Origin of the sequence: Streptomyces canarius, from assembly GCF_014650735.1 — a bacterium.
Taxonomy (GTDB): domain Bacteria; phylum Actinomycetota; class Actinomycetes; order Streptomycetales; family Streptomycetaceae; genus Streptomyces; species Streptomyces olivaceoviridis.
Genome location: NZ_BMVN01000011.1, coordinates 88,133 through 113,843 on the forward strand (window position 1 = coordinate 88,133; position 25,711 = coordinate 113,843).

General features: G+C 74.2%; 19 protein-coding genes and 3 pseudogenes. 16 read left to right on the plus strand and 6 right to left on the minus strand.

What is annotated here, in order from left to right; genetic code table 11:
- Positions 1–61: 61 nt before the first annotated feature.
- The 10 genes and pseudogenes from IE294_RS18030 (at position 62) to IE294_RS18075 (ending at position 10,013) form a co-directional block, all read left to right on the plus strand.
- Positions 62–1,579, plus strand: a complete 1,518-nt coding sequence (locus IE294_RS18030; protein WP_189887245.1) for a sugar ABC transporter ATP-binding protein — start codon at positions 62–64, stop codon at positions 1,577–1,579.
- Positions 1,576–2,643 (plus strand): ABC transporter permease, encoded by a 1,068-nt coding sequence (locus IE294_RS18035; protein WP_189887267.1) that lies wholly within the window; start codon positions 1,576–1,578, stop codon positions 2,641–2,643. Before IE294_RS18030 ends, IE294_RS18035 begins: the two co-directional genes overlap by 4 nt.
- Positions 2,636–3,610, plus strand: a complete 975-nt coding sequence (locus IE294_RS18040; RefSeq protein ID WP_189887269.1) for an ABC transporter permease — start codon at positions 2,636–2,638, stop codon at positions 3,608–3,610. The genes IE294_RS18035 and IE294_RS18040 overlap by 8 nt, the downstream gene beginning before the upstream one ends.
- 123 nt (positions 3,611–3,733) lie before the next feature.
- On the plus strand, positions 3,734–4,813 hold the full coding sequence (gene rhaS / locus IE294_RS18045) for a rhamnose ABC transporter substrate-binding protein (protein WP_189887271.1): 1,080 nt from the start codon (positions 3,734–3,736) through the stop codon (positions 4,811–4,813).
- 16 nt (positions 4,814–4,829) lie between these two features.
- On the plus strand, positions 4,830–5,150 hold the full coding sequence (locus tag IE294_RS18050; protein WP_189887449.1) for an L-rhamnose mutarotase: 321 nt from the start codon (positions 4,830–4,832) through the stop codon (positions 5,148–5,150).
- Between the two features lie 16 nt (positions 5,151–5,166).
- Positions 5,167–5,790 carry a hypothetical protein gene (locus IE294_RS18055; RefSeq protein WP_189887273.1) on the plus strand — a complete coding sequence of 208 codons (624 nt, stop codon included), beginning with the start codon at positions 5,167–5,169 and terminating at the stop codon, positions 5,788–5,790.
- 43 nt (positions 5,791–5,833) lie between these two features.
- Positions 5,834–6,871, plus strand: a complete 1,038-nt coding sequence (locus tag IE294_RS18060) for a LacI family DNA-binding transcriptional regulator (protein WP_189887275.1) — start codon at positions 5,834–5,836, stop codon at positions 6,869–6,871.
- Positions 6,872–7,034: 163 nt separating this feature from the next.
- Entirely contained in the window at positions 7,035–8,336 is a 1,302-nt protein-coding gene (locus tag IE294_RS18065; protein WP_189887277.1) for an alpha/beta fold hydrolase, read from the plus strand.
- A 52-nt stretch (positions 8,337–8,388) separates the two neighbouring features.
- A pseudogene (locus tag IE294_RS18070) lies at positions 8,389–9,086 on the plus strand (PIG-L deacetylase family protein).
- A gap of 72 nt (positions 9,087–9,158) precedes the next feature.
- Complete coding sequence (locus IE294_RS18075) at positions 9,159–10,013, plus strand: pentapeptide repeat-containing protein (protein ID WP_189887279.1); 855 nt, start codon at positions 9,159–9,161, stop codon at positions 10,011–10,013.
- On the opposite strand, the gene IE294_RS18080 is transcribed toward IE294_RS18075, so the two are convergent.
- Complete coding sequence (locus IE294_RS18080; RefSeq protein ID WP_189887281.1) at positions 9,975–11,606, minus strand: cytochrome P450; 1,632 nt, start codon at positions 11,604–11,606, stop codon at positions 9,975–9,977. The two genes, IE294_RS18075 and IE294_RS18080, sit on opposite strands and share 39 nt — an antisense overlap.
- A 121-nt stretch (positions 11,607–11,727) precedes the next feature.
- Between IE294_RS18080 and IE294_RS18085 the strand changes: the two genes are divergently transcribed.
- Both IE294_RS18085 and IE294_RS18090 read left to right on the plus strand, forming a co-directional pair.
- On the plus strand, positions 11,728–12,336 hold the full coding sequence (locus tag IE294_RS18085; RefSeq protein ID WP_189887283.1) for a TetR/AcrR family transcriptional regulator: 609 nt from the start codon (positions 11,728–11,730) through the stop codon (positions 12,334–12,336).
- Between the two features lie 101 nt (positions 12,337–12,437).
- A complete protein-coding gene (locus tag IE294_RS18090) occupies positions 12,438–13,163 on the plus strand; it encodes a DUF2470 domain-containing protein (protein ID WP_189887285.1) in 726 nt (241 codons plus the stop codon).
- On the opposite strand, the gene IE294_RS18095 is transcribed toward IE294_RS18090, so the two are convergent.
- The 4 genes and pseudogenes from IE294_RS18095 to IE294_RS18110 all read right to left on the minus strand — a co-directional run bounded on the left by IE294_RS18095 (position 13,131) and on the right by IE294_RS18110 (position 17,516).
- The gene (locus IE294_RS18095; protein ID WP_189887451.1) at positions 13,131–14,270 is read right to left on the minus strand and encodes a lactonase family protein; all 1,140 of its coding nucleotides are present in this window, start codon (positions 14,268–14,270) and stop codon (positions 13,131–13,133) included. The genes IE294_RS18090 and IE294_RS18095 overlap by 33 nt on opposite strands.
- Before the next feature lie 221 nt (positions 14,271–14,491).
- Positions 14,492–15,570, minus strand: a pseudogene (locus tag IE294_RS49055) (hypothetical protein).
- 121 nt (positions 15,571–15,691) lie between these two features.
- Entirely contained in the window at positions 15,692–16,942 is a 1,251-nt protein-coding gene (locus IE294_RS18105) for an FUSC family protein (RefSeq protein ID WP_189887287.1), read from the minus strand.
- Between the two features lie 79 nt (positions 16,943–17,021).
- Positions 17,022–17,516: an FBP domain-containing protein gene (locus IE294_RS18110; protein ID WP_189887289.1), complete on the minus strand. Its 495-nt coding sequence runs from the start codon at positions 17,514–17,516 to the stop codon at positions 17,022–17,024.
- Between the two features lie 90 nt (positions 17,517–17,606).
- Here IE294_RS18110 and IE294_RS18115 point away from each other — a divergent pair, with 90 nt between their 5' ends.
- Entirely contained in the window at positions 17,607–18,593 is a 987-nt protein-coding gene (locus tag IE294_RS18115; RefSeq protein WP_189887291.1) for a DUF3626 domain-containing protein, read from the plus strand.
- 647 nt (positions 18,594–19,240) lie between these two features.
- On the opposite strand, the gene IE294_RS18120 is transcribed toward IE294_RS18115, so the two are convergent.
- Complete coding sequence (locus tag IE294_RS18120) at positions 19,241–19,897, minus strand: PAS domain-containing protein (protein WP_189887293.1); 657 nt, start codon at positions 19,895–19,897, stop codon at positions 19,241–19,243.
- Positions 19,898–20,101: 204 nt separating this feature from the next.
- Between IE294_RS18120 and IE294_RS18125 the strand changes: the two genes are divergently transcribed.
- The 3 genes and pseudogenes from IE294_RS18125 to IE294_RS18135 all read left to right on the plus strand — a co-directional run bounded on the left by IE294_RS18125 (position 20,102) and on the right by IE294_RS18135 (position 25,668).
- Positions 20,102–23,299 carry a bifunctional cytochrome P450/NADPH--P450 reductase gene (locus IE294_RS18125; protein WP_189887295.1) on the plus strand — a complete coding sequence of 1,066 codons (3,198 nt, stop codon included), beginning with the start codon at positions 20,102–20,104 and terminating at the stop codon, positions 23,297–23,299.
- Positions 23,300–23,354: 55 nt separating this feature from the next.
- Positions 23,355–24,292, plus strand: a pseudogene (locus IE294_RS18130) (phosphotransferase family protein).
- Positions 24,293–24,378: 86 nt separating this feature from the next.
- Positions 24,379–25,668: an ROK family transcriptional regulator gene (locus IE294_RS18135; RefSeq protein WP_189887297.1), complete on the plus strand. Its 1,290-nt coding sequence runs from the start codon at positions 24,379–24,381 to the stop codon at positions 25,666–25,668.
- Positions 25,669–25,711: the final 43 nt, after the last annotated feature.

Sequence of the window (25,711 nt, forward strand, 5' to 3'; positions counted from 1 at the left end):
AACCTTTCACGACACCGTGGCGGCCTCGCGGCCCCTTCGCCGGTGTCGTCGAGGAGCCCCCATGACCCACCCGCCTGACACGGGACCGGCCCCGGTGCTGGCACTCAAGGGCGTCTCGAAGTCCTTCGGCGCCGTACGCGCCCTGAGGGACGTCTCCCTGGAGCTGCTGCCCGGCGAGGTGCACGCCCTCGCCGGAGAGAACGGCGCGGGCAAGTCGACGCTGATCAAGACCCTCGCCGGAGTGCACCGGCCGGACACCGGTCAGGTGCTGCTCGACGGCGAGCCCGTCGTCTTCCACGGCCCCGGCGACGCCCGCGACGCCGGCATCGCCGTGATCTACCAGGAGCCCACGCTCTTCCCCGACCTGTCGATCGCCGAGAACATCTTCATGGGCCGCCGGCCCCGGCGCGCCCTCGGCCGGATCGACCACAAGGCCACCCACGCGGCCACGGCCGCCCTGATGCGGCGGCTCGGCGTCGACCTCGACCCCGACCGGCCGGCCCGTGGCCTGTCCATCGCCGACCAGCAGATCGTGGAGATCGCCAAGGCGCTGTCCTTCGACGCCCGGGTCCTGATCATGGACGAGCCGACCGCCGCGCTCACCGGCAGCGAGGTGGCCCGCCTCTTCGGCGTGGTCCGCACCCTGCGCGAACAGGGCGCGGCCGTGCTGTTCATCTCGCACCGGCTGGAGGAGATCTTCGCGATCTGCCAGCAGGTCACCACGCTGCGGGACGGCGCCTGGATCGCCAGCGAGCCGCTCGCCGGGATGACCGAGGACGACCTGGTCCGCCGCATGGTCGGCCGCGACCTGGCCGAGCTCTACCCGAAGCAGCAGGTCCAGGTCGGCGACGTCGCGCTCAGCGTGCGGCGGCTGACCCGCGAGGGCGTCTTCACCGACGTCTCCTTCGAGGTCCGGCGCGGAGAGATCGTCGGCCTCGCGGGGCTGGTCGGGGCCGGCCGCACCGAGGTGGCCCGGGCCGTGTTCGGCGTCGACCGCTGGGACGCGGGCGAGGTCGAGGTCGGCGGGCGCCGGCTCACGAACGGCGCCCCGTCCGCCGCGATGGCGGCCGGACTCGCCCTCGTGCCGGAGGACCGGCGGGCCCAGGGCCTGGTGATGGACATGTCCATCGAACGGAACATCGGCCTGACCGGACTCCGTACGACCGCCCGGGCCGGGCTGGTGCACCGGACCGCCGAACGCAGCCGGTCCCTGGACTGGGCCGTGAAGCTCCAGGTGAAGTACGCCCGGATCGCGGACGCCGTCTCCACCCTGTCCGGCGGCAACCAGCAGAAGGTCGTCCTCGCCAAGTGGCTCGCCACCGGCCCCCAGGTGCTCATCGTGGACGAACCCACCCGGGGCATCGACGTCGGCACCAAGGCCGAGGTGCACCGGCTGCTCGGCGAGCTGGCCGCCGACGGGGTCGCCGTCCTGATGATCTCCTCCGACCTGCCCGAGATCCTCGGCATGGCCGACCGCGTCCTCGTGATGCACGAGGGCCGGATCACCGCCGAGATACCCCGCGCCGACGCCACCGAGGAGACCGTGATGGCCGCAGCCACCGGGAGGGCCGCCGCATGACGGTCACCACCGACGAGACCCCCGTCACCGGAGCACCCCGCTCCAGCGGCACCCGGCTGGTCGACCGGGTCTTCAAGATGCGCGAACTCGCCATCCTGGCCGTCTTCCTGGTGATGATCGCCGTCACCCAGGCGGGCAACAGCGAGTTCCTGTCCGAGCAGGGCATCAAGGACCTGCTCCTCAACGCGACGATCCTGGTGCTCGTCGCCACCGGCCAGTCACTGGTCGTCCTCAGCCGCAACGTCGACCTGTCCGTCGGCTCCACGCTCGGCATCAGCGCCTTCGCCGCCGGAACCTACCTCCAGGGCGGCGGGAACCCGGTCGTCGCGATCCTCCTCGCCGTCCTGCTGGGCATCGGCCTCGGGCTGCTCAACGGTCTCCTCGTGAGCCTCGGCCAGGTCCCCGCCCTCGTCGTCACCCTCGGCACCCTGTACGTCATCCGGGGCGTCGACTCCATCTGGGTCGGCTCCCGCCAGATCACCGCGGCCGATCTGCCCGGCGGCTTCGTCGACTTCGGCTCCGGCGGCATCTCCGCGATCCCCTGGCTCGCCGTGATCGCGCTGGTGGTGCTCGTGGCGACGGGCTACTACCTCAAGCACTACGGCAGCGGGCGGGAGCTGTACGCCCTCGGCTCCAATCCGGAGGCGGCCCGGCTGGCCGGCATCCCGGTCCGCAAGCGCATCCTGGCCGCGTACACCTTCTGCGGAGCGCTCGCCGGACTCGCCGGCGCGATGTACCTGGCCCGGTTCGGCAACGTCGACTCCGGCACCGGCAACGGCTACGAACTCACCGTCGTCAGCGCCGTGGTGGTCGGCGGCATCGCCTTCACCGGAGGCTCCGGCAGCGTCTACGGCGCCGCCCTCGGCGCCCTGCTGCTCACCTCGATCAACAGTGTGCTGCCCGCACTCGGCGTCAGCTCCGTGTGGGTGCTCGCCATCAACGGCGTCCTGCTGCTGCTCGCCATCGCCGTCGACCGGATCGTGGCGCTGCGCGTGGCCGCCGCCCTGAAGAAGAAGTCGGCCCCCAGGAGGTCCGCCATGGCGAAGGAGAAGGCCGGTGCCTGAGTCGCTCACCCGCGCGGTCCGCTGGGACACGGTCGTCGGCGCGCTGCTCATCGTCCTGTTGCTGCTGTCGTTCGGCTTCGTCGACGGCTTCGGCAACGCGCTCAACCTGTCGTTCCTCATCGGCAACACGCTCCCGATCGCGCTGATCGCCCTGCCGATGACCCTGCTGGTCGTCGCCGGCGAGATCGACCTGTCCGTCGCGTCCACGGCCGGGCTGTCCGGCGCGGTGATGGGCAAGCTGTGGAACGAGGGCATGGCCATCGAGCAGATCATCCCGCTGTGCCTGCTGCTCGGGGTGGCGTGCGGCCTGCTCAACGGCCTGCTGGTGACCCGGCTCGGGCTGCCGTCGCTGGCGGTCACCATCGGCACGCTGGCCGCCTACCGGGGTGTCGCGCAGATCGTGCTCGGCTCCGACGCGGTGACCGATTTCCCCTCGCAGTACCTCGACTTCGCCGCCGGCCGCCTCGGTGACTCCTTCCTGCCGCAGGCGTTCCTGCCCTTCCTGGTGCTGCTCGCCGTCGCCGTGGTGCTGCTGCACGCCACGCCCTTCGGCCGGTCGCTGTTCGCGATCGGAGCGGGGGAGGAGGCGGCGCGGTTCGCGGGGATCCGGGTGAAGCGGACGAAGCTCCTGCTCTTCGTCGCCACGGGGGCCATGTCGGCGCTGACCGGTGTCTTCTGGGCGCTGCACTACGCCAGTGCCCGGTACGACAACGCCACCGGGCTCGAACTGTCCGTCGTCGCCGCCGTGCTGCTGGGCGGGATCGACTTCGACGGGGGCAGGGGCACGATCGGTGGTGCCATCGCCGGTGTCTTCCTGCTCGGTGCGTTGCAGAACGTGATGAGTCTGCTGAACGTCTCGGCCCAGTCGCAGATCGTCGTCACCGGTGTGCTGCTCGTGGTGTCCGTGCTGGGCCCCCGGGTCGCGCGGCAGATCTCTCTCGCGCGGGCGGCCGGTTCCACCGGATAGCCCGTCCCCCGGCCGCGGGCCGTCCGCGGCCGGCCGCGCCCACGCGGCGAAGCCGCACCTCCACACAACCCCGCGCCCCTTGAGGGGCGCACCACCCACTCCCGACGACAAGGGGCCCTTCCCATGCTCAAGCCGACCCTCCGCCGCACCTGCGCCGCCCTCGCCGCCGGCACCTCCCTCGCCCTCGCGCTCACCGCCTGCGGCGGCACCACCAAGAAGGACGTCAAGGACGACAACGCCTCCGCCGCCTCCGCCGGCAAGGCCGACCCGAACGCCGCCACCAAGAAGGGGCTGACCATCGGCTTCCTGCCCAAGCAGGTCAACAACCCCTACTTCACCACCGCCGACAAGGGCGGCGAGAAGGCGGTCGCCGAGCTCGGGTCGACGTACAAGGAGGTGGGGCCCAGCAGCGCCACCGACACCGCCGGGCAGGTGAGCTACGTCAACACGCTCACCCAGCAGCGGGTGAACGCCATCGCGGTGTCCGCGCAGGACCCGGGGGCGCTGTGCACGGCGCTGAAGCAGGCCATGAGCAACGGCATCAAGGTCGTCACCTACGACTCCGACACCAGCCCGGGCTGCCGCAACGCCTTCGTCTCGCAGGCCAGTGCCGAGGACCTGGGCCGTACCGAGGTGCAGCTCCTCGCCCAGCAGATCGGGTACAAGGGCGAGATCGCGGTCCTGTCGGCCGCGCAGACCGCGACCAACCAGAACACCTGGATCGGCTACATGAAGGACGAGCTGAAGGACCCCAAGTACAAGGACATCAAGCTCGTCAAGATCGCCTACGGCAACGACGACGCCCAGCAGTCCTTCCAGCAGACCCAGGGCCTGCTCCAGGAGCACCCGAACCTGAAGGGGATCATCTCCCCGACCACCGTCGGCATCAAGGCGGCGGCCCAGTACCTGTCGGGCTCCAAGTACAAGGGCAAGGTCAAGCTGACCGGCCTCGGCACCCCCGACGACATGCGCAAGTACGTGAAGAACGGCACCGTCGACGCCTTCGAGCTGTGGGACCCGGCCAAGCTCGGCGACCTGGCCGCCCGGACCGCGGTCGCGCTGGCCTCGGGGCAGATCACCGGCAAGGAGGGCGAGACCTTCAAGGCCGGCGCCACCACGTACACCATCGGCAAGGACGGCGTGATCGACCTGGGCAAGCCGACCGTGTTCGACGCCAAGAACATCGACCAGTTCAACTTCTGACGGACGGGGGCTGTTGATGCAGCGCGTGTGCTTCCTGCTGAAGGTCAGGGCGGACCGGCTCGACGAGTACCGTGAGCGGCATGCGGCCGTCTGGCCGGAGATGCTCGACGCCCTGAAGGCGACCGGCTGGCACGACTACTCGCTGTTCCTGCGCGAGGACGGCCTGCTCGTCGGCTATCTGCGGACCGAGGACTTCGCCGCCGCCCAGGCCGGTATGGCGGCCACCGACGTCAACGCGCGCTGGCAGAAGGAGATGGCACCGTTCTTCGAGTCCCTGGACGGTGCCCGGCCCGACGAGGCCATGCGACCGCTCACCGAAGTGTTCCACCTCGACTGACGCGGGAGCCGCGCGGATGAGACCCGCCGTCACCCGGCAGGGCGTCACACGACTGGACGCCCGCGCCGTCTGCTCCGTCTCCTACGACGGCCTGGTCACCACCGACTCGTTCCAGAAGAACGGGCTGTCGACCCACCGGGGACACCAGTACGCCGCCCGGTACACGCCGGCCAGCGACGCGGTCGTGGCCCGCCGGGCCCTCGGTGCCGGCGACCGGTCGACGCCCACCCTGCCGCACCGGCCCGAGGCCGGCGACGGCCGCAACGCCCTGGCCGGGTACGGCGGTTCGCGGTGGACCGCGCTCGGGGAGCGGACCGGCGCGACCGGCACGTACACCAACGAGCACGCCCCCAGCACCGCCCGGAACACGCACCCGCGCGGGCATCGACCACGACACGCGGGGCCGGCCGCGCGCCCCGTCCACCTGGCGGGAGCGGGACGCGGCCGTCACGCGTGGCCCCGGCGGCCTCACCAGCCACGGCACCGGCCAGGTGCCGTGCACCCGCCGGCCCCGGACCACCCGCTGATGAACCAGGAGAGCCGGTTCATCGACGTTCCTGTACCAGCAGAAGTCCACCGGTACGACGCCCTCGGCGCCGCACGCGGCCGGCTTCGCCCTGCCGGCGTGACGGTAACGTGAAGGCCGTCCCGCCGCATCCCGTTCCCTGGAGGTCCGAAGCCCGATGGCCCAGTCGGTGGGTATCAAGGATGTCGCCCGCGCCGCCGGAGTGTCGGTGGGCACGGTGTCCAACGTCATCAACCGCCCGGACACCGTCGCCGGCGAGACCCGTGCGCGCGTGCTGTCCGCGATCGACCGGCTCGGCTACGTCCGCAGCGAGTCGGCGCGCCAGCTGCGCGCGGGCCGCAGCCGGATCATGGGGCTGCTCGTGCTCGACATGGGCAACCCCTTCTTCGTGGACGTGGCGCGCGGCGCCGAGCGCGCGGCCCGGGAGGCCGGGCTCGGCGTGATGGTGTGCAACAGCGCGCAGGACGCCGCCGAGGAGGCCGAGTACCTGTCGCTCTTCGCCGAACAGCGGGTGCGGGGCGTGCTGCTCACCCCGGCCGACGCCACCGGCCGCAACATCGCGGCCTTCCGCCGGCACGGCATCCCGTTCGTGCTGGTCGACCGGGTCGCCGAGGGCACCACCGAGTGCTCGGTCTCCGTGGACGACATCGCGGGCGGCGCGCTGGCGGTGCGGCACCTGGTGGACGCCGGGCACCGCTCGATCGCCTACGTCAGCGGGCCGCCCGGGCTCAACCAGGTCCGTGACCGGCGCACCGGCGCGCTGAACGCCCTCGCCGAGGCCGGGCTCGGCCCCGAGGCGCTGCGCGAACTGCCCACCGAGCGGCTCGACGTGGCCGCCGGCCGGGACGCGGGGGCCCGGCTGCTCGGCCTCGCCGACCGGCCCACCGCCGTGTTCTGCGCCAACGACCTGCTCGCCCTCGGCGTGCTCCAGGCGATGTACGCGGCGGGCGTGACCGTCCCGGACGACCTGGCGATCGTCGGCTACGACGACATCGAGTTCGCCGCCGCGGCCGCCGTACCCCTCACCTCGGTGCGCCAGCCCGCCGTCACGATGGGCGCCCTCGCCGCCGGACTGCTGCTGGAGGAGACCGAGCAGGGCGAGGGAGACGGCAAGGGGAAGCGGACGCACGAGCACCGGCGGGTGGTGCTCCAGCCGGAGCTGGTGGTGCGCCGGTCCAGCCTCGCCGCACGCTGAGCCTCGCGGTGTCCCCGCCCGCGCCCAGCCTCGCACCGGACGGACGTGCCGATCGGCGGCGCTGACCGGAAGTTCAGTAACAATCCATGATCCCGGTGCTCGGCCCGCACCGGCTCATGTGCTGAACTGGGAGACGTCCAGCCCGTCCGTCCCAGGAGACCCGTTGAGCCTCAGCTACCGCCAGCCCGGCGTCGTGCTCACCGACCGCCACTTCACCGTGCCCCTCGACCACGCCGACCCGGGCGGCGAGACGATCGAGCTGTACGCCCGCGAGGCGGTGGCGAGCGACAAGGCCGGTCAGGACCTGCCCTGGCTGGTGTACCTGCAAGGCGGTCCCGGCTTCGGGGCGAATCGTTTCGTCGGACGGGAGGCCTGGCTCGACCGGGCCTTGAAGGAGTACCGCGTCCTGCTCCTGGACCAGCGCGGCACCGGACGCTCCACGCCCGCCACCCGGCAGACGCTGCCGCTGCGCGGCGGTCCCGCCGCCCAGGCCGCCTACCTCACCCACTTCCGCGCCGACTCCATCGTCCGCGACTGCGAGGCCATCCGCCCCCAGGTCACCGGCGGCGCCCCGTGGACCGTGCTCGGCCAGAGCTTCGGCGGCTTCTGCACGGTGTCGTACCTCTCCCTCGCCCCCGAGGGCCTCGCCACCGCGATCATCACCGGCGGCCTGCCGTCCCTGCACGCCCACGCCGACGACGTCTACCGGGCCGCCTACCCGCGCGTCGAGCGCAAGGTCGCCGCGCACTACGCCCGCTACCCGCAGGACGTGGAGCGGGCCCGCCGGATCGCCGACCACCTCCTCACCCACGACGTGGTGCTGCCGAACGGCTACCGCTTCACCGTGGAGGCCTTCCAGTCCCTGGGCATCATGCTGGGCGCGAGCGACGGCAGCCACCGGCTGCACCACCTCCTGGAGGACGCCTTCGTGGTGACCCCGGCCGGCCTGGAGCTGTCCGACGCCTTCCAGGAGCAGGCCCAGTCCCTCCTGTCGTACGCCTCCCACCCCCTCTACGCCCTCGTCCACGAGTCGATCTACGGCCAGGACGCGCGCCCCACCGCCTGGTCGGCCGAGCGCGTCCGCGCCGAGTTCCCGCAGTTCGACGCGGCGAAGACACTCACCGGCGACGGCCCGGTCCTGTTCACCGGCGAGACCGTCCACCCCTGGGTGTTCGACGCCGACCCGGCCCTGCGCCCCCTGCGCGAGACGGCCGAACTGCTCGCCGCCCGCACCGACTGGCACCCCCTGTACGACCCCGCGCGGCTCGCCGCCAACGAGGTCCCGGTCGCCGCGGCCGTCTACCACGACGACATGTACGTCGACACCGGCCACTCCCTCCAGACGGCCGGCGCGATCCGTGGCCTGCGCCCCTGGGTCACCAACGAGTACGAGCACGACGGCCTGCGCACGGGCGCGCCCCGCGTCCTGGACCGGCTGCTGGCGCTGGTACGCGACGAGGTGTGACGTACGCGAGAGGACGGCTGGGGCGCGCCGTACACGACGTCGCGAGCGGGGCCTGCGCGCCCTCGCCGTGGTGGCCCACCCGGACGACCTCGCATACGGGTGCTCCGCGGCGATCGCCGCCTGGACCGACGCCGGCCGCGAGGTCGCCCATGTGCCGGCCACCCGCGGCGAGGCGGGCATCGACACCCTGGACCCGGCCATCTGCGGCCCGCTGCGCGAGCGTGAGCAGCGGGCCGCCGCGGCCGTCGTCGGCGTCGGCACCGTGGAGTTCCTCGACCGCCGGGACGGCGTGATCGAGTACGGCAGCGCGCTGCGCCGCGACATCGCCGCCGCGATACGCCGCCACCGCCCCGAACTCGTCGTCACGCTCAACCACCGCGACACCTGGGGCGGCGTCGCCTGGAACACCCCCGACCACGTCGCCGTCGGCCGCGCCACCCTGGACGCCGCCGCGGACGCGGGCAACCGCTGGATCCTCCCCGAACTCGCCGAGCAGGGCCTCCAGCCCTGGAACGGCGTCCGCTGGGTGGCCGTCGCCGGTGTTCCGGCAGCCCCGCGCACGCCGTCGACGCCAGGCCGGGCCTGGACCGCGCGGTGCGCTCACTGCTCGAACACCGCACCTGCATCGAGGCGTTGACCGACCAGGACCCGAAGACGTACGTCCATGACTTCCTGACCGAGACCACCACGGCCACCGGCGAGCGCTTCGGCGGCACACCGGCGGTGGCCTTCGAACTGTTCGCCCGCTAGCGGCGCCGCGGGCCGTCGTCGTGGGTGCGCACGGGTGCGGGGGCAGGCTCGCAGGTCAGTAGGCTGGACCCCATGCCGGATCAGATAGCCGACCCCTCCGCCCTGCGCGCCGACTGCGCCCGGTGCTTCGGGCTGTGCTGTGTCGCCCTGCCCTTCGCCCGCTCCGCCGACTTCGCGCTGGACAAGCCCGCGGGCAAGCCGTGCCCGAACCTCCAGGGCGACCACCGCTGCGGCATCCACGCCGACCTGCGCCTGAAGGGCTTCACCGGCTGCACGGTCTACGACTGCTTCGGCGCCGGCCAGAAGGTCTCGCAGGTCACCTTCGACGGGCAGGACTGGCGTACCGGGTCCACGGAGCACGCGCGCCGGATGTTCGACGTCTTCCCGGTCGTACGGCAACTGCACGAGCTGCTGTGGTACCTGACCGAGGCGCTGGGCCTGCCCGCCGCCCGGCCCGTCCACCCCGAGCTGCGCCGGGCGCTGGAGAAGACCGAGCATCTGACCCGGCGGACCGCCGAGGAACTGGCCGCGCTGGACGTGGCCGCGCACCGGCAGGAGGTCAACGTGCTCCTGCTGCGCACCAGCGAGCTGGCCCGGGCCGACGTCGGCGGCAAGGGCCGAGGGAAGGGGAAGGGCCGGGGCAGGGACCGCAGGGGCGCGGACCTCATGGGCGCCCGCCTCAGGGGCGCCGATCTGCGCGGGGTGAGCCTGCGCGGTGCGTATCTCATCGCCGCCGACCTCACCGGTGCGGACCTGCGCGGCGCGGACCTGATCGGCGCCGACCTGCGCGATGCCGATCTGACCGACGCGGACCTCACCGGCGCCTTCTTCCTCACCCAGCCGCAGGTGAACGCCGCGCGGGGCAGCGCGGGTACGCGGCTGCCGGCGTCAGTCAGTCGCCCGGTGCACTGGACTGCGGCTCGCTGACAGGGGCTCCTCCGCCGGTCCGGCCGGGTCGTGCCGCCGGTCGTCCGCGGCTTCGTCTCGGGCTGGTCGCGCCCAGGCGGCGTCAGCCGCACGTCGGACACTGCCCCGCGCCCCTGCGGGGTGTCCCTCGCCCACCTCCTTGAGGGCCGGCCGGCGCTCCAGTCGCAGCCGCAGCCCTTCCGGCATCAGGGTCAGGCGTTCGGCCACGCTCAGCCGGTAGCCCGGCTCGGCGTGCAGGTCGTAGCGGCGCAGCAGCAGGCCGAGGACCAGGGTCGCCTCGTGGAGGGCGAACTGGCGGCCGATGCAGGCCCGCGCGCCGGTGCCGAAGGGCTTGAAGGTGTGCGGTGGCCGGGTGCGGACGGCCGCCGGGGTGAAGCGGTCGGGGTCGAACCGTTCGGCGTCCTCGCCCCAGACCTCCGGCTCGCGGTGCAGCATCGGGGTCAGCACCAGGGCCCACGCGCCCCGGCGCATCGGGTGGTCCCCGGCGAGGACGGTGTCCCGCCGGGCCTCGCGGGCGAAGGCGGGCGCGGTCGGCCACAGCCGCAGCGACTCGTCCAGCACCCGGCGCACATAGCGCAGCTTGGCGACCTGGTCGTAGCCGGGCCGCGGGGTGTCGCCCCAGACCTGTGCGACCTCGGCGCGGGCCCGGGCGGCGATCTCCGGGTGCCGGGCGAGGTGGTAGAGGGCGAAGGAGAGCGCGCCGGAGGTGGTCTCGTGGCCCGCCACCAGGAACGTGATCACCTGCTTGCGGACGTTCTCCGGCGACAGTTTCTCCCCGGTCTGCGGGTGCGCCGTCGCCAGCATGCGGTCCAGCAGGTCCCCCTCGCCGCCACCGGACCGGCGCCGGGCGGCGACCAGGCCGTCGACCGTGCGGTTGAGGTGGGCGATGTCGGCCGCGTTGCGCCGGGCGGCGGTGCGCAGCAGCAGCGGGGCCAGCGGTCCCGGCACGCTGTTCAGCCGTTGCGCGTAGGCCAGCGTGCCGACCATCGCCGTGACGAAGGGGTGCGGCCGGTCCCGCTCGAAGGAGCCGAAGTCGTGCCCGAAACCGGTCCGGGCGATCGTCTCCAGGGTCAGCCGGGTCATGTCGCCCGGCACGTCCACCGGGCGCCCGGCCGCCAGGCGGCGGTCCCAGTGGTCGGTGAGCCGGCCGGCGACCGACAGCATCATCCCGTGGTAGCCCTCCATCGCCTCCCGGCTGAACCCGGGCGCCAGGACGTCGTGCGCCAACTGCCAGTTGGGCTCGTGGTTGTAGGCGGTGAACAGGCCGTCGCCGGCCACGGGCCGCAGATTGGCGACGCCGAGCCCGACGTGCTTGGCGAACCGGGACTCGTCGGCGAGGTCGGCGACCAGCCGCGCCCCCCACACGAACACGAACTCCTTGCCGAACGCCCGGCGGCGGAAGATCGGGCCGAGCTCGCGCGCGAAGCGCATCGAGTCCTGCAACGGCCGGTGCCGGTCGACGCCGAGCACATCGCCGAGCAGCGGCACCCGGTGCGGCGGACGGGGGATGCGGCGCAGCTCGGGCCAGCCCTGCTCGGCGCTCCGGAAACCCTTCGGCAGCCCGGTCTCCATGGTCTCCGTCGTCGCCGCCATGACGCGATCTCCCTTGATCCAGCGGGTGGTTGACGCAGTGACGCACGCGTGTTGTACGTGGGTTCAATAACGCGTTCCAGTGTGGTGCCCTTGTTGAACCGACGTCAAGTAAAGTGACGCCATGCCCGCGAACCAGGGGGAGCGCGCCCGGCGCAGACTCAGCACCGGGGAACGCCGTGAGCAGCTGCTGTCGGTCGGCGCGAAGCTGTTCTCGGAGAGCCCCTACGACGACGTGTGGATCGAGCAGGTCGCCGAGATCGCCGGGGTCTCGCGGGGGCTGCTGTACCACTACTTCCCGACCAAGCGGGAGTTCTTCGCCGCCGTCGTGGAGCGGGAGAGCGCGCGCATGCTGCGCATGACGGCGGCCGAGCCCGGGGTGCCGGTGCGCGAGCAGCTCGCCGCCGGCCTCGACACCTACCTCGGCTACGTCCAGGCGCACGCCCACGGCTTCCGCGCCTTCCACCGCGCCGACGCGGCCGGCGACCAGGCCGTGCGCCGGGTCTACCAGCGGGCGCTGGCCGCCCAGGAGGAGCAGATCCTGGCCGCGCTCGCCGCCGACCCCGAGTTCGGGCCCGCCGTCGAGACCGCCCCGCGGGTGCGCCTGGCGGTGCGCGGCTGGCTCGCCTTCACCACCGCCGTCTGTCTCGAATGGCTGCGCGGCGAAGGGGAGTTGAGCCGGGAGCAGGTGCGCGATCTGTGCGCCCGCGCTCTGCTGGGCGTCCTCGCCTAGCCCCACTGGGGCCGGAACGACTCCGTCCGGTAGGGGCGGTGTGGTTGGCGCGCGCCCCGATCTCCGATAGGTTAGGCAAGGCTTACCTAAGGAGGTCTCGGATGGGTGACACGCAGGACTGGACGGCCGCCCCCGGCGCGGCGGAACAGGCACGCTCGGTGCCGGCCGCCGCCTGGTCGTGCGCGGTGACCGCGGACGGCGTCCGCGAGGAGTACGTCGGCACGCATACCGTGACCGAGGACGGCGCGGTACGGCTGACGGTGCCCGACGACAGCGCCCTGTTCGGGGCGGTGCTGTGCGCCCCGCGCCAAGAACCCTCCGCCCTGCTGGAGTTCGCCGACGTGGCGCCCGTACCGGTGCGCCACCGCATCCGCGCCCGGCTCTTCCTGTCCGGCTGGTTCGCCCCGTCCGGGGGAGCCCTCCTCTTCCGGCCCACCCGCGTGGTGCTGCGCCGGCCCGCCGGGGCCGTGGTGGTCGACCTGGACGAGTTCACCGCCGCCCGGCCCGACCCCCTGACCGGCGCCGAGGCCCGGTTGCTCACCCACCTCGCCGACGCCCACCCGGACGCCGTCGAGCGGCTCACCCGCCTGGTGCGGCCCGAGAGCCTGCACGGCGCGACCCGGGTGGCACCGCTCGCCGTCGACCGGCACGGACTCACCCTGCGCATCGAACGCACCCGCGCCCACGGCGACGTACGACTGCCCTTCCACACACCCGCCGACGACGTCACCCAGCTCACCGAGCGCGTGCACGCCCTGCTGGCCCAGGCCAGTGCCGCCGCCTGCCCCCGGGCGCTACAGCGGCAGCGCGCAGACGGCGACGGGTGACGCGAACGGCTCACCGGCCGGGCGGAGTTCACCGCTGTCCGCGTCGACGCGGAAGACGGTGACCGTGCCCGAGCGCTGGTTCGCCGCGAACAGCAGCCGGCCGTCGGGCGAGAACGCGATCTGCCGGGGGAAGTCCCCGCCCACCGGCACCGTGCCGAGCAGCCGCAGCCGGGCCCCGCCGTCCTCGACGGCGTACCGCGCGAGGTTGTTGTGGCCCCGGTTGGCGAGGAACGCGTACCGGCCGTTCGCCGTCACCAGGATCTGCGCCGGATAGTTCGTGCCGCCGCCGGACCCCGTCGACTGCGGCTCGCCGATCGTCAGGCGCCCGCTTCCCGGCTCGTACGCGCACACGGCCACGGTGTCGTCCACCTCGTTGGCCAGGTAGGCGTACCGGCCGCCCGGATGGAAGGTCAGATGGCGCGGTCCCGCGCCGGGCCGGGTCCGTGCCCGCGCCGCCTCCGCGAGCGTGCCCTTCGCCCGGTCGAGGCGGTAGGTGTAGACCGTGTCGGTGCCGAGGTCCACGGCCAGGACGTGCCCGCCGTCCGGACTCGTGAGGAACTGGTGGGCGTGCGGCCCCTGTTGACCGGGGCCGGGCGGCGGAGAGCTGTGCGTGACCAGAGCGGTGCGCTCGCCCAGCGCGCCCGAGGCGTCGATCGGGTGCACGGCGACACTGCCCGAACCGTAGTTGGCGCTGAGCAGCCAGCGCCCGGAGGGATGCACCGACAGATGGCACGGGCCCGCGCCGCCGGTGCTCCGGGTGCCGAGGATTCGCCGGTCCGCGAGGCGTACGGCCGTCACCCCGCCGTCCTCCCGCTCGTCCACCGCGTACAGCGTGCGGCCGTCCGGGTGCACGGCGAGATACGACGGGTCGGGGACCCCGGTGAGCGTGCCGGACCCGGTGATCCGGCCCGACTCGGGGTCGTACGACGCCAGGCCGATGCCGGTGCCGCCGCCCTGGACGGAGGTGTAGGTGCCCACGTACAGCGGGCGCGGTCCGGACGGCCTCCGGGGCGGCGGGGCCGCCTGCGGCTTGCCCTGCCCGGCCGGCGTGTCCGTCGGCGGTGCCGCCGGGGACGGCACCATGACGACCGCCGCCGTACCGGCCATGGCACCGACGAACCGGCGTCTGGTCCAGCCGCCGTGCTCCCGGTCCGGGTCCCGGTCCCGCCGGGGGAGGGGAGACCCCGCTCCCGCCGTCCCTGCCTCCGTGTCCATACCGCTACCCCAGGTCGTCGGTGCCCCCGCTCGTGACAGCCACCTTGGCCTGCGCGGGCCGCCGAGGGCAAGCCGGGCACCGGCAGCCGCGCGGCAGGCACCGCCGGCGGTCCCTACCAGTCGCCGTCCGCCACCGGCTTGCCCGGCGCGTCCTTCAGGGGCGTCACCTGGTCGGCGGACGGCGCCCGCCACGGCTCCAGGTCGTCCCCGAGCCACTCGCCGACCGGCTCGACCGCCTCCAGGGTGGGCGTGGGGGCGAGGTCCTCGGCGTCCGCGTCGTAGGAGTCGTACCAGGGCCGGCCCGCCCGGGGGTACGCCGCCCGGTCCACCGGTGACGGCGGCGGTGCCTCGCCGGTGATCCGGCGCCACTCCGGGGGTGTGACCAGGTGCACGAACACCCGCCCGGCGGGCTACTCGGACCAGTCGCCCGGCGGCCGGTCGTCCCGGTACACCTCCTGCCGCATCGAGCCGCCGACGCCGAGCCCCATGGCCGTGGCGCGCGGCGGGAGAGCGGCGGCCGGGGCGGGCGGAGCGCCGAAGGCCGCGACGGGCGCGGACGGCGGCGGTCCGGGGGGTCCGCCGGGGGCCGGGCTGCCACGGGCAGGGCCGCGCCGTACCCGCCTCGCGCGTCGGCCAGGCGCCGCTGCCGCTCATTCTCCAGGCGTCGCCACTCGGCGAGGGCGTCCTCCTTCAGCGGGAACGACCGGAACTGGACGCCACTGCACGCCTCCTCGCCGGTGACCTGCCCCTCCACGGTCGCGCCCAGCCCCAGCGGTACGGCCACGAACTGGCGGACCCGTGCCCCTGCCGGAGTTGATGCCGTCCAGCCAGGGCTGGCGGGGCAGCACCACATAGTTCTGCGGACGCCGGGACAGCCGGTCGCGCCAGGGCTCGCCGGACACCGCGCACACCTTGCCCACACCGACCTGGAGCGCGGCCGGCTCCGACGCGGCGAAGCTCAGCCACATCGCCTCGCGCAGATACACCGGCAGCATGACGCCGCCGCGCGCCCGCATCCACGCGGCCACCCGGTCGGCGTGGTCGGCCACCCGCCGCACCGGGAACTCGCCCAGCCCCGGCGGCAGCGGATGCGTATGCTCTCCGGCAGGCGCAGCGTGCGGACGAACCGCACCGCCACCCCGCCGGGCAACCGCGGCGTGTTCCCGTCGATCCGGACTCCGTCACCGGCCACCGGTACGCCCTTCCCCTCCCGGTGCCGTCAGCGGCCGTCCGTAGGTTCCGTCTCCTGCGGTGCCGGAAGCGCTCATCCGTACGCCCCTCCCCCCGCGGCGCGGACCGCCCCGGCGGCTTCCTCACCGATAACGCTCGCCGAACCCCACGTGGTTCCGCCACAGCTCCTCCTGGACCCCGAGGCGGTCGCGCAGCAAGGCGAGCCGGGGCAGCTTGGCCCGCTGCCCGCGCGAGACCCGGTCCAGCTCCTCCAGCAGGCGGCGGGTGCGATGCTCGGTGTTCAGCTCGTCGATGATCCTGGTCGTCTCGGTCAGGACCGCCCCGAGCAGCTGCCAGTGCGCCCAGTCCTTGCGGATCTCCTCCTGGAGCAGCTCGGCCAGCCGGTCCCGGGTGCCGGCCGCCGTGTGCAGCTCGGCCGACAGCCGTGCCTCCGCCGACTCCGCGTTCTCGCTCAGATGGGTCGTCACCAGCACCGCGAAGCTGACCACCGCGTCGGCGATCTCCGACAGCAGTTGCTCCACGGTCGCCCCCACCCGGGGCGGGAAGAGCTCCTTTGGCCCACGGGCCTTCGCCAGGTCCGTGAACGAGCGGGCCAGCACCCGCAGCACCACCGTGCAGATCTCCAGCGTGTCCAGACCCGTGCGCAGCACCACCCGGTGCAGCAGTCCCTCCTTCACCCGGGGATTGAGCCGCAGACTGTCCTCCGCCTGCCGCAGTGCCGCGTCCACCTGCACGATGTCGTGGTCCAGCCGGCGCGCCTCGTGCAGCCGCTCGGCCGCCCGCTCCCAGGGGATCCGGCCCCCGGCCTCCTCGCCCATCCGCAGCATCAGCTGGCGCACCCGCCGGGCCAGGTCCTCGATGGACCGGCCGGCCTCGTCCACCCACACCGGGGGTGGCAGCAGCAGGTTGCAGGCGGTGCCGACGACCGCGCCGATCAGCGTCTCGACGATCCGCGCCCAGGCGGTGAACCCGACCGTGGTGACCCCGAGCACCAGCATGGCGCTGATCGCCACCTCGGCGACGTACTCGTCGACGCGGACCAGGTGTCCCACGGCCAGCGCGGCGACGATCAGCAGGGCGAGGCTCCACCAGGTCAGGCCCACCAGCACGCTGAAGGCGATGGCGACCAGGACGCCCGCGACCACCGAGTTCACCCGGCGGATGCCGTTGGTGAGCGTGGCGTAGAAGGTCACCTGGACGACCAGCAGCGCGGTCAGCGGCGCGGTGAGCGGGGCCGGCTCGGGGCTCAGCCGGAGGGCGATGACGTAGGCGATGGTCGCGGCCGTGGCCGACCGCAGAGTCTGGACGACCACCGGCTCCCGGCGGCGCTTCGCCAGACGCAGTAGTCCCGTGGTCAACTTTCGTTCGCGCATCCCTTGGCCTGTTCCCGCTCATCGGGTGCGTCGAACGTAGCCGTTCGCGGACCGGTTCCGCCTGGTTTACGCCAGATGCCTACGCATACAGCTTGTCGACGAAGGCGGCCAGATTGCCCGTCGTGCGCGCGATCTGCTCCTCCAGTGTCAGGCTCTCCTCGAACCGGGCGCCGGACTCGGGGACCTTCCTGCCGCGCACGTACAGCGAACAGGCCAGGTCGGTGCACATGTACAGCCCGACCGAGTTGCCCTCCCGGCCGGCCGCCCCCGCCTTCCGCGCGGTCATCAGCGACACCCCGCCGCCGGGATGCGTGGTCAGACACAGCGAACACATGCTCCGGTGCAGGAAGCCGCGCTGCGCGGGCGGGAAACGCAGGGCCACGCCGACGAGCCGGTCGTCCCGCTCCATGACCAGACAGCTGCGGTCGGGAGCGCCCGGATCGCGCCAGCCGAGGAAGTCCAGATCGTCCCAGGGGCGGTCACCGAGATCGCGCGGGACGGCCAGGCGCTTGGCCTCGCCCTTGGAGCAGTTGATAAACGAGTTGCGGATGTCCTGCTCGGTGAGCGATCTCATGGGGGGATCCTTCCGGATTACCAGTCACACAAACGAACCTAGAGACTCTAGGTTCGCGACTATCCTATTTAGCCACATGGGGGTTAGCCAATGGATTTCCGGCGAGGGCTGTCCGGGCTGCCGCGGCGTGCCCGGCGAGCGCTGGACCATGTCGCCGGCACCGCGTCCGGCCCGCCGCTCGACCCCGGTCTGCGCATCACGCTCAACTTCCACCCCGACCGGATCTCCGGCGGACTGCCGATCCTGGAGTCGCTGGCCCGGGACGGCGCGTACCACTCGCAGTTCGTCACCGGCACCAGCAACGGCGGCCTCACCGCGCACCCGGGCGGCGACCGGACGCGCTGGGAGAGCCGGATCTTCGGCGGCGCCTACGACGACGCCGACCCGGCCGAGCGTCCGGTGTACGGCGCGCTGGACTTCCGGCGCCAGGTGGTCGGCGCGGCCCCCCGCTTCGGCTCCTCGCACCTCAGGCTCTCCGGAGCGGCCCTGGCCAGGGCCACCTTCTGCTACCCGGACAGCTCGACCGAGCCCGGCGACTTCGGCGTGGCCGGCGCCATGCCGCTGATCGCCCTCGCCGAGGCCGACGAGCAGGACGCCCTCAACGACTACATCGAGGCCCATGTGCACGGGGGTGTGCTGCTCGACCGGGACGTGGAGGCGCTGGTACTGGACGCGAGCTACCGGGGCACACCGGTGGAGACGGCCGCCCGGCGCCTGCCCTTCCCGCTCGTCTGGCACCCCGGCTACCGCCTCACCGTCACCGCACTGCGCCGGCACGCCGACTACCGCGGCCCGCGGTACGCCGACCTGGGCGCCCGCATCGCCGAGCGCGGCCTCATCACCCCCCGCGTCATCGGCGACGCGGCCCGCGGCGCCCGGTACGACCTCCAGGCCCTCAAGATGGTCTGGCACACCCTGGCCCGCTTCGGATCCCCCGAGGGCGCGGGAACGGCGAGGCTCCCCCCGCCGCCGGCCGTCCCGCCTCCCACGGACACCGCGGCCGGTCCCGGGGGTCCCGCGGCCCTGGCTCCCCCGTGCGCCGCCGCCGTACAGACCCCGCCGGAGCGCGACGGCTGAGGCTCCCGGAAGGTCGGACCATGGCCGCCGCGGATGCCGCCACCGGGCTTCGGCGGGTGCCGCCACCAAGAGCTGCCGCCGCTTGGCCAGCCCCCCCCGCAACGCCACCGACGACTTGGGCCTGCCCCGGCTACGGCGGGCGTGCTCCCCGACGTGCCTCGTGCCTCCCCACGACCCGCCCCGCCCGAGCACCCCCGCTCCACTCACGGTCGGCATCCCCCCGACGACCCGACCGCCCCGCCGGGCAGGCCCTCGGCCACGGCCGGACTCGACCGCCCCGCCGGGCAGGCCCTCGGCCACGGCTGGACTCGACCGCCCCGCCGGGCAGGCCCTCGGCCACGGCTGGACTCGACCGCCCCGCCGGGCAGGCCCTCGGCCACGGCTGGACTCGACCGCCCCGCCGGGCAGGCCCTCGGCCACGGTCGGCATCCCCCCGACGACCCGGCCTGCCCGCCGGGCCGGCCCCCGGCCTCGGCGGCGTGCTCCGGCCTCGGCGGCGTGCTCCGGCCTCGGCGGCGTGCCCCGGTCTCGGCGGCGCACCCCGGCCCCGGCCCCGGCCCCCGGCCCCGGCCCCCGGCCCCGGCCCCCGGCCCCGGTGGCGCACCCCAGCCCTGGCCCCGGCGGCGTGCCCCCGCCCTACCCGCCCGCTACTCGCTCCCCGTTCCCGGTCCCGTCGCCCGCCCCGGTTCCGGTGGCCACACCCCCGTGGCCAGTACCCCCATCGCGTAGGCCCGGGCGACGAGTTCCGTGCGGTTCGTCGCGTTCCAGCGTGCCGACAGGCGGCGCAGGTGGTAGGTGACGCCGTCCCTGGTGAGGCCCAGTTCGCGGGCGGCGCGGGCCGTCGTGGCGCCGCCCGCCAGCAGGGCCAGGACCCGTCGCTCCGTGTCCGTGACCCGTACCGGCTCCGGTTCCGGTGCCGGGCGCTCGCCCAGGACCCGCAGCATCACCAGCAGCGCCGGTGTCTCCTCCACGCTGTCGCTCACCGGGTCCGCCGTCAGCTCCCCGTGCCGCTCGTCCCCGCCGGGCGCCCGCCAGCACACCGACACCTGGTAGCGGGAGCGGTGCCGCAGGCGCAGCGCCTCGGCGATCCGCTCCACCTGGCCGGCCTCCTGCGGCCGGAACAGCTCCAGCACATGCCGGCCGCGCAGCCGCCCAGGGGTCGTACCGCACTCCGCCGCCATGGCGGGGTTCGCCAGGACGACCTGGCCGTACACATCGCACACGGCCACCGGTACCGCCACCCGGTCGAACAGCACCAGCGCACGGTTGCGCCACACCACCGCGTCGGCCCGTTCCGCTTCCATGGCACCTCATCCAAGGGGAAGGGCCAGGTCAGCGGCAACTTGGCGGAGGGGCCCCGGCCCCCGGCCGCGGCGGGCCCGGCGCGCGCAAGTCCCGGCGGGCACTTTCCACTGCACGATCGTGTAGTGCCATGGCCCCGGCGCCCTCCGTCCGTCGCCCACCCTGGACGCAGGACATCCGTTACCGCGAAAGGCAGTTGCCGCGCCATGCCCCCCACCGCACTGCGCCCCGAACCGGCCGGAACCCTGACCGGCGTCCCCGTCGTCGACATCACCGCCTCCGGCCCCGGCCGCACGCCCATCCAGCAGACCATGGAGCTGATGCGGGAGCACGGCCCGGTGCTGGTGCGGCGGCTGCACGGGCGGGACGTGATGTTCGTCGCCGACGCGGACCTGGTCGCCGACCTGGCCGACGAGGAGCGGTTCGCCAAGCACGTCGGGCCTGCCCTGAGGAACGTGCGGGAGTTCGCCGCCGACGGCCTGTTCACGGCGTACAACGACGAGCCCAACTGGGCGAAGGCGCACGACATCCTGATGCCCGCCTTCGCGCTGGGCTCGATGCGCACCTACCACCCGGTGATGCTGAAGGTGGCCCGGCGGCTCATCGACGCCTGGGACCGTGCGGCGCGGGCCGGCCGGCCCGTCGACGTGCCCGACGACATGACCCGGATGACCCTCGACACCATCGGGCTCGCCGGGTTCGGCTACGACTTCGGGTCGTTCGAGCGCGCCGAGCCGCACCCCTTCGTGGAGTCGATGGTCCGCTGCCTGGAGTGGAGCATGGCCCGGCTGGCCCGCACCCCCGGCACCGACCACTCGGCGGCCGACGCGGCCTTCCGGAAGGACGCCGACCACCTCGCCCGGGTCGTGGACGACGTCATCGCCGCCCGCACCGGCACCGACCAGAGCGGCGCCGAGGACCTGCTCGGCCTGATGCTCAGCGCCCCGCACCCCGCCGACGGCACCACCCTGGACGCGGCCAACATCCGCAACCAGGTCATCACCTTCCTGATCGCCGGCCACGAGACCACCTCCGGCGCGATGTCCTTCGCCCTCCACTACCTGGCCAAGCACCCGGCCGTACTGCGGCTCGTGCAGCGCGAGGCCGACGCGCTGTGGGGCGACACGGCCGACCCCGAGCCGTCGTACGAGGACATCGGCCGGCTCACCTACACCCGCCAGGTCCTGAACGAGGCGCTGCGGCTGTGGCCGACGGCCGCCGCGTTCAGCCGGCACGCCCGCGAGGACACCCTGCTCGGCGGCCGGATCCCGCTGCGCGCCGGCCAGGCCGTCACCGTGCTCGCGCCGATGCTGCACCGCCAGCCCGTGTGGGGCGACAACCCCGAGCTGTTCGACCCGGAGCGGTTCACCCCCGAGGCCGAGGCGGCGCGTCCGGTGCACGCTTTCAAGCCGTTCGGCACCGGTGAACGCGCCTGCATCGGACGGCAGTTCGCGCTGCACGAGGCGACCATGCTGCTCGCCCTGCTGGTCCACCGCTACCGGCTGCACGACCACGCCGGCTACCGGCTCACCGTGAAGGAGACCCTTACCCTCAAGCCCGAGGGCTTCACCCTCACGCTCACCCCGCGCACCCCCGCCGACCGCGTGCACGCGCCCCTGCCCGGCACCGCCACCGCGCCCGCCGCCGGCACCCCCGCCCCGGACGCCCTCCCGGCCCGGGTCCGCCCCGGCACCCGCGCCCTCTTCCTGCACGGCAGCAACTACGGCACCTGCCGGGACTTCGCCGCCCGGCTCGCCGACGAGGCCGCCGCCGTAGGCTGCGCCACCGAGGTCGCCGCCCTGGACGCCTACGCGGACGGCCTGCCCACCGACCGGCCCGTCGTCATCGCCGCCGCCTCCTACAACGGCCGCCCCACCGACGACGCCGTCGCCTTCACCGCCTGGCTCGACGGCACCCCCGACCTGACCGGAGTGACCTACGCCGTCCTCGGCGTCGGCGACCGCAACTGGGCCGCCACCTACCAGCAGGTCCCCACCCGGATCGACGCCCGCCTCGCCGAACTCGGCGCCACCCGGCTCACCGAGCGCGCCGCCGCCGACGCCTCCGGGGATCTCACCGGTGCCGTACGGGAGTTCACCGCCCGCGTGCGCTCCGCGCTGCTGAGCGCGTACGGCGACCCGGACGCCGGCCACGACACCACCGACGAGCCCGCCCACGCCTACGCGGTCCGCACCCTGTCCGGCGGGCCGCTGGACGCCCTCGCCGAGCGGCACGGGCTGGTCCCCATGACGGTCACCGAGGCCCGTGACCTCACCGCACCCGGCCATCCGCGCACCAAGCGGTTCCTGCGCGTCGCCCTGCCCGAGGGCGTCACCTACCGCACCGCCGACCACCTGACCGTGCTGCCGGCCAACGCTCCCGAGCTGGTGGACCGTGCCGTCGCCGCCTTCGGCCTCGACGCCGACGCCGTCCTGGACATCCGGGCGACCCGTTCCCGCGCGAGCGAAGCCGAGCGTGGGGGAGCCCTCGGCGTCGACCGGCCATTGACGGTACGCCAACTGCTCACCCGCCACGTCGAGTTGCAGCAGCGGCCGACCAGCCGCCAGTCGGCCCTCCTCGCCGAGGCCAACCCCTGCCCGCCCGAGCGCGCCGCCCTCGCCGCCCTGCCCGGCGACGACCCGCGCACCCTGGTGGAACTGGCCGAGGACCACCCCGCCCTGCGCGGTGCCCTGGACTGGCCGCGCCTGCTCGACCTGCTGACCCCGCTGCGCCCCCGCCACTACTCCATCTCCTCCGCACCGGCGGCCGACCCCCGCCACGCCGACCTCATGGTGTCCGTGCTCGACGCCCCCGCGCGCTCGGGCAAAGGCCGCCACCGGGGCACCGGCTCCGGCCACCTCGCCTCCCTGCGGCCCGGTGACACCGTGTACGCCCGTGTCCAGCCCTGCCGCGAGGCGTTCCGGATCGACCACGGGGCACCGGTCGTGATGGTCGCCGCCGGCACCGGACTCGCCCCGTTCCGGGGTGCCGTCGCCGACCGCCTGGCCGCCCGCCGGACCGGCGCCCGGCTCCCCGCGGGACTGCTCTACTTCGGCTGCGACGCCCCGGACGCCGACTACCTGCACGCCGAGGAGCTGCGGGCCGCCGAGCGGGCCGGCGCGGTCTCGCTGCGGCCGGCCTTCAGCGCCGCGCCCGAGAACGGTGCCGCCTTCGTCCAGCACCGCATCGCCGCCGAGGCCGGCGAGGTCTGGGAGCTGCTGGGCGCCGGTGCCCGGGTGTACGTCTGTGGCGACGGCGCCCGGATGGCTCCCGGCGTCCGCGCCGCCTTCCGTACCCTGTACCGCGAACGGACCCCCGGCGCCGACGAGGCCGCGGCCGAACGGTGGCTCGACACGCTGGTGGCGGACGGGCGTTACGTGGAGGACGTGTACGCGGCGGGCTGAGCCGCCGGGGGAGGGGCGCGGGGCGCGGGACACGGAGGAGCGGGCCCGGCGGGTCCTGGCCGCGGCGGGCCTGCCGCCCGCCCGGCCGGGCGGGGTGCGCCCGCTCGGCGGCGGCACCTACAACACCGTCGAGGAACTACGGCTCACCGACGGCCGCCGCTCTGTGCTGAAGACCGCGCCGGACCCGCCGGGCCTGCGCTGCGAGTCCCGGCTGCTGCGCTCGGAGGAGGAGTTCTGCCGCGCCGCCGCCGAGGCCGGTGTCCCCGCACCGCGCACCGTGCGCACCGACGGCGGCCCCGCCGCACGGCACACTCTCCAGACCCACTGCCCGGGCATCTCCTGGGACGACTTCCTCACCGCCGTCGAACAGGCCGCCCTGCGCCGGGAGCTGGGCGGCCACGTGGCCCGGCTGCACCGGGTGACGGGCCCCGGCTTCGGCTATCCGTCCGGTGCGCTCGGCCCGCTCGCCCCGGACTGGCGGACGGCGTTCACCGCGATGACCGACGCCGTGCCGGCCGACGCCCGCGACTACGCGGCCGACCTGCCGTGCCCCGGGGACGAGGTGGTCCGTACCCTCCGCTCCGGCCACGAGGTACTGGAGGAGGTCACCGTCCCGCGCGCCGTCCACTTCGATCTGTGGCCGGGCAACATCCTGGTCCACCGCACGGACCCCGCGTCGGCGGACTCGTCGACGGCGAGCGCATGTTCTGGGGCGACCCGGTGGCCGACTTCGTCTCCCTCGCCCTGCTGGACGACATCGAGAAGGACCAGGACTTCCTCGCCGGTTACCGGGACGCCGGGGGCCGCGTCCGCTTCGACCGCTCGGCGCGGCTGCGGCTCGCGCTCTACCGCGCCTACCTCTACCTGATCATGCTGGTCGAGACGGTTCCCCGGGCGGTCGACGCGGAGCGGCGGCGGTGGACCCGGCGGACCGTCGCGCCGGACCTCGTCGCCGCGCTGGACGAGATCACATGTCTTCGCCTTAGCTCATAGCGTGAACTAAGGGTTGGGGGAATGTCGCGCCCCGGCTGTCCGAAGGGGTATGTTGCAGGTCGGGCAGGGTTCGTGAAGGGAGCCACATGGCGGCGCGCAACGGGCGCACGGTACGCGACCTGAGACGAGGCAACCGGACGGCGGTGCTCCAGCGGCTGTACTTCGACGGCCCGCTCAGCCGGTTCGAGCTGGGCCCGGCCACCGGACTCAGCTCCGGCTCGGTCAGCAACGTGGTCGCGGACCTGATCGCCGACGGACTGGTCGAGGAGGCCGGCAGCGTCGACTCCGACGGCGGCCGGCCGCGCACGCTGCTGCGCGTCGCCCCGCACAGCGGCCAGATGATCGGCGTGGACGTGGGCGAGACCCGCGTCCGGGTCGAGCTGTTCGACCTGGCCCTCACGGAACTGGCCCGCGCCGAACGCCCGCTGACCCCGCAGGGCTACGACGTCGACGTCATCGCCGGCCATATCCGCGACGGCGTCGCCGAGGTCCTCACCGCCGAACAGGCCGCCCCCGACCGGCTGCTCGGCGTCGGCGTCGGCGTCCCCGGCATCGTCGAGCGCACCGCGGACCGGGGTGCCGTCGTGCATGGGCAGACCATCGGCTGGGACGCGGTCCCGCTGGAGCAACTGCTCCGCTCGGCCTCCCAGCTCCCCGACGGAGTGCCGTACCTCATCGACAACGGCGCCAAGACGCTCGGCCAGGCCGAGATGTGGTTCGGCGCCGGGCGCGGCGCCCGCAACGCCGTCGTCGTGCTCTTCGGCTCCGGCGTCGGCGCCTGCCTGGTCACCCCCGAGGTGGAGCACGGGCGGGCCGTGGAGTGGGGCCATCTGACGGTACGGGTGCGCGGGCGCCGCTGCCGCTGCGGCGCGCCCGGCTGCCTGGAGGCGTACGCGGGCGCCGAGTCGCTGCTCGCCCGCTGGCGCGAGGAGGGCGGCCGGCCGCCCGAGGACACCGACGAGGAGACCGCGCTCACCGCGATGCTCGCCGCCGCGTACCCGTCCGAGGGCGGTACGGCCGACCCGGTCGCGCTGGCCGTCCTGGAGGAGACCGCCGAGTACCTGGGTGCCGGCCTGTCCGATCTGATCAACCTCTTCCAGCCCGAGCGGATCCTCATCGGCGGCTGGGCCGGGCTCCAGCTCGGCACGCGGTTCCTGCCCGCCGTACGCCGGCACGCGGCCACGTACGCCCTGCGGCACCCGGCCGACAAGGTGACGATCGACCTCGGCCGGCTGGGCCCGGACGCGGTCACCGTCGGCGCCGCGATCCTGCCGCTCGCCGACTTCTTCGCCAGCGGCGGGCGCCGCCCGGAACCGGCCGCCGAGGACCGCCTGCCCGCCTGGCGCACAGCGCTCCAGGAACGCGCCCCGCACTGAGGGGCTGGGGCGGGCTGGACCGGGGGAGCGAGGCGCCCGGCCC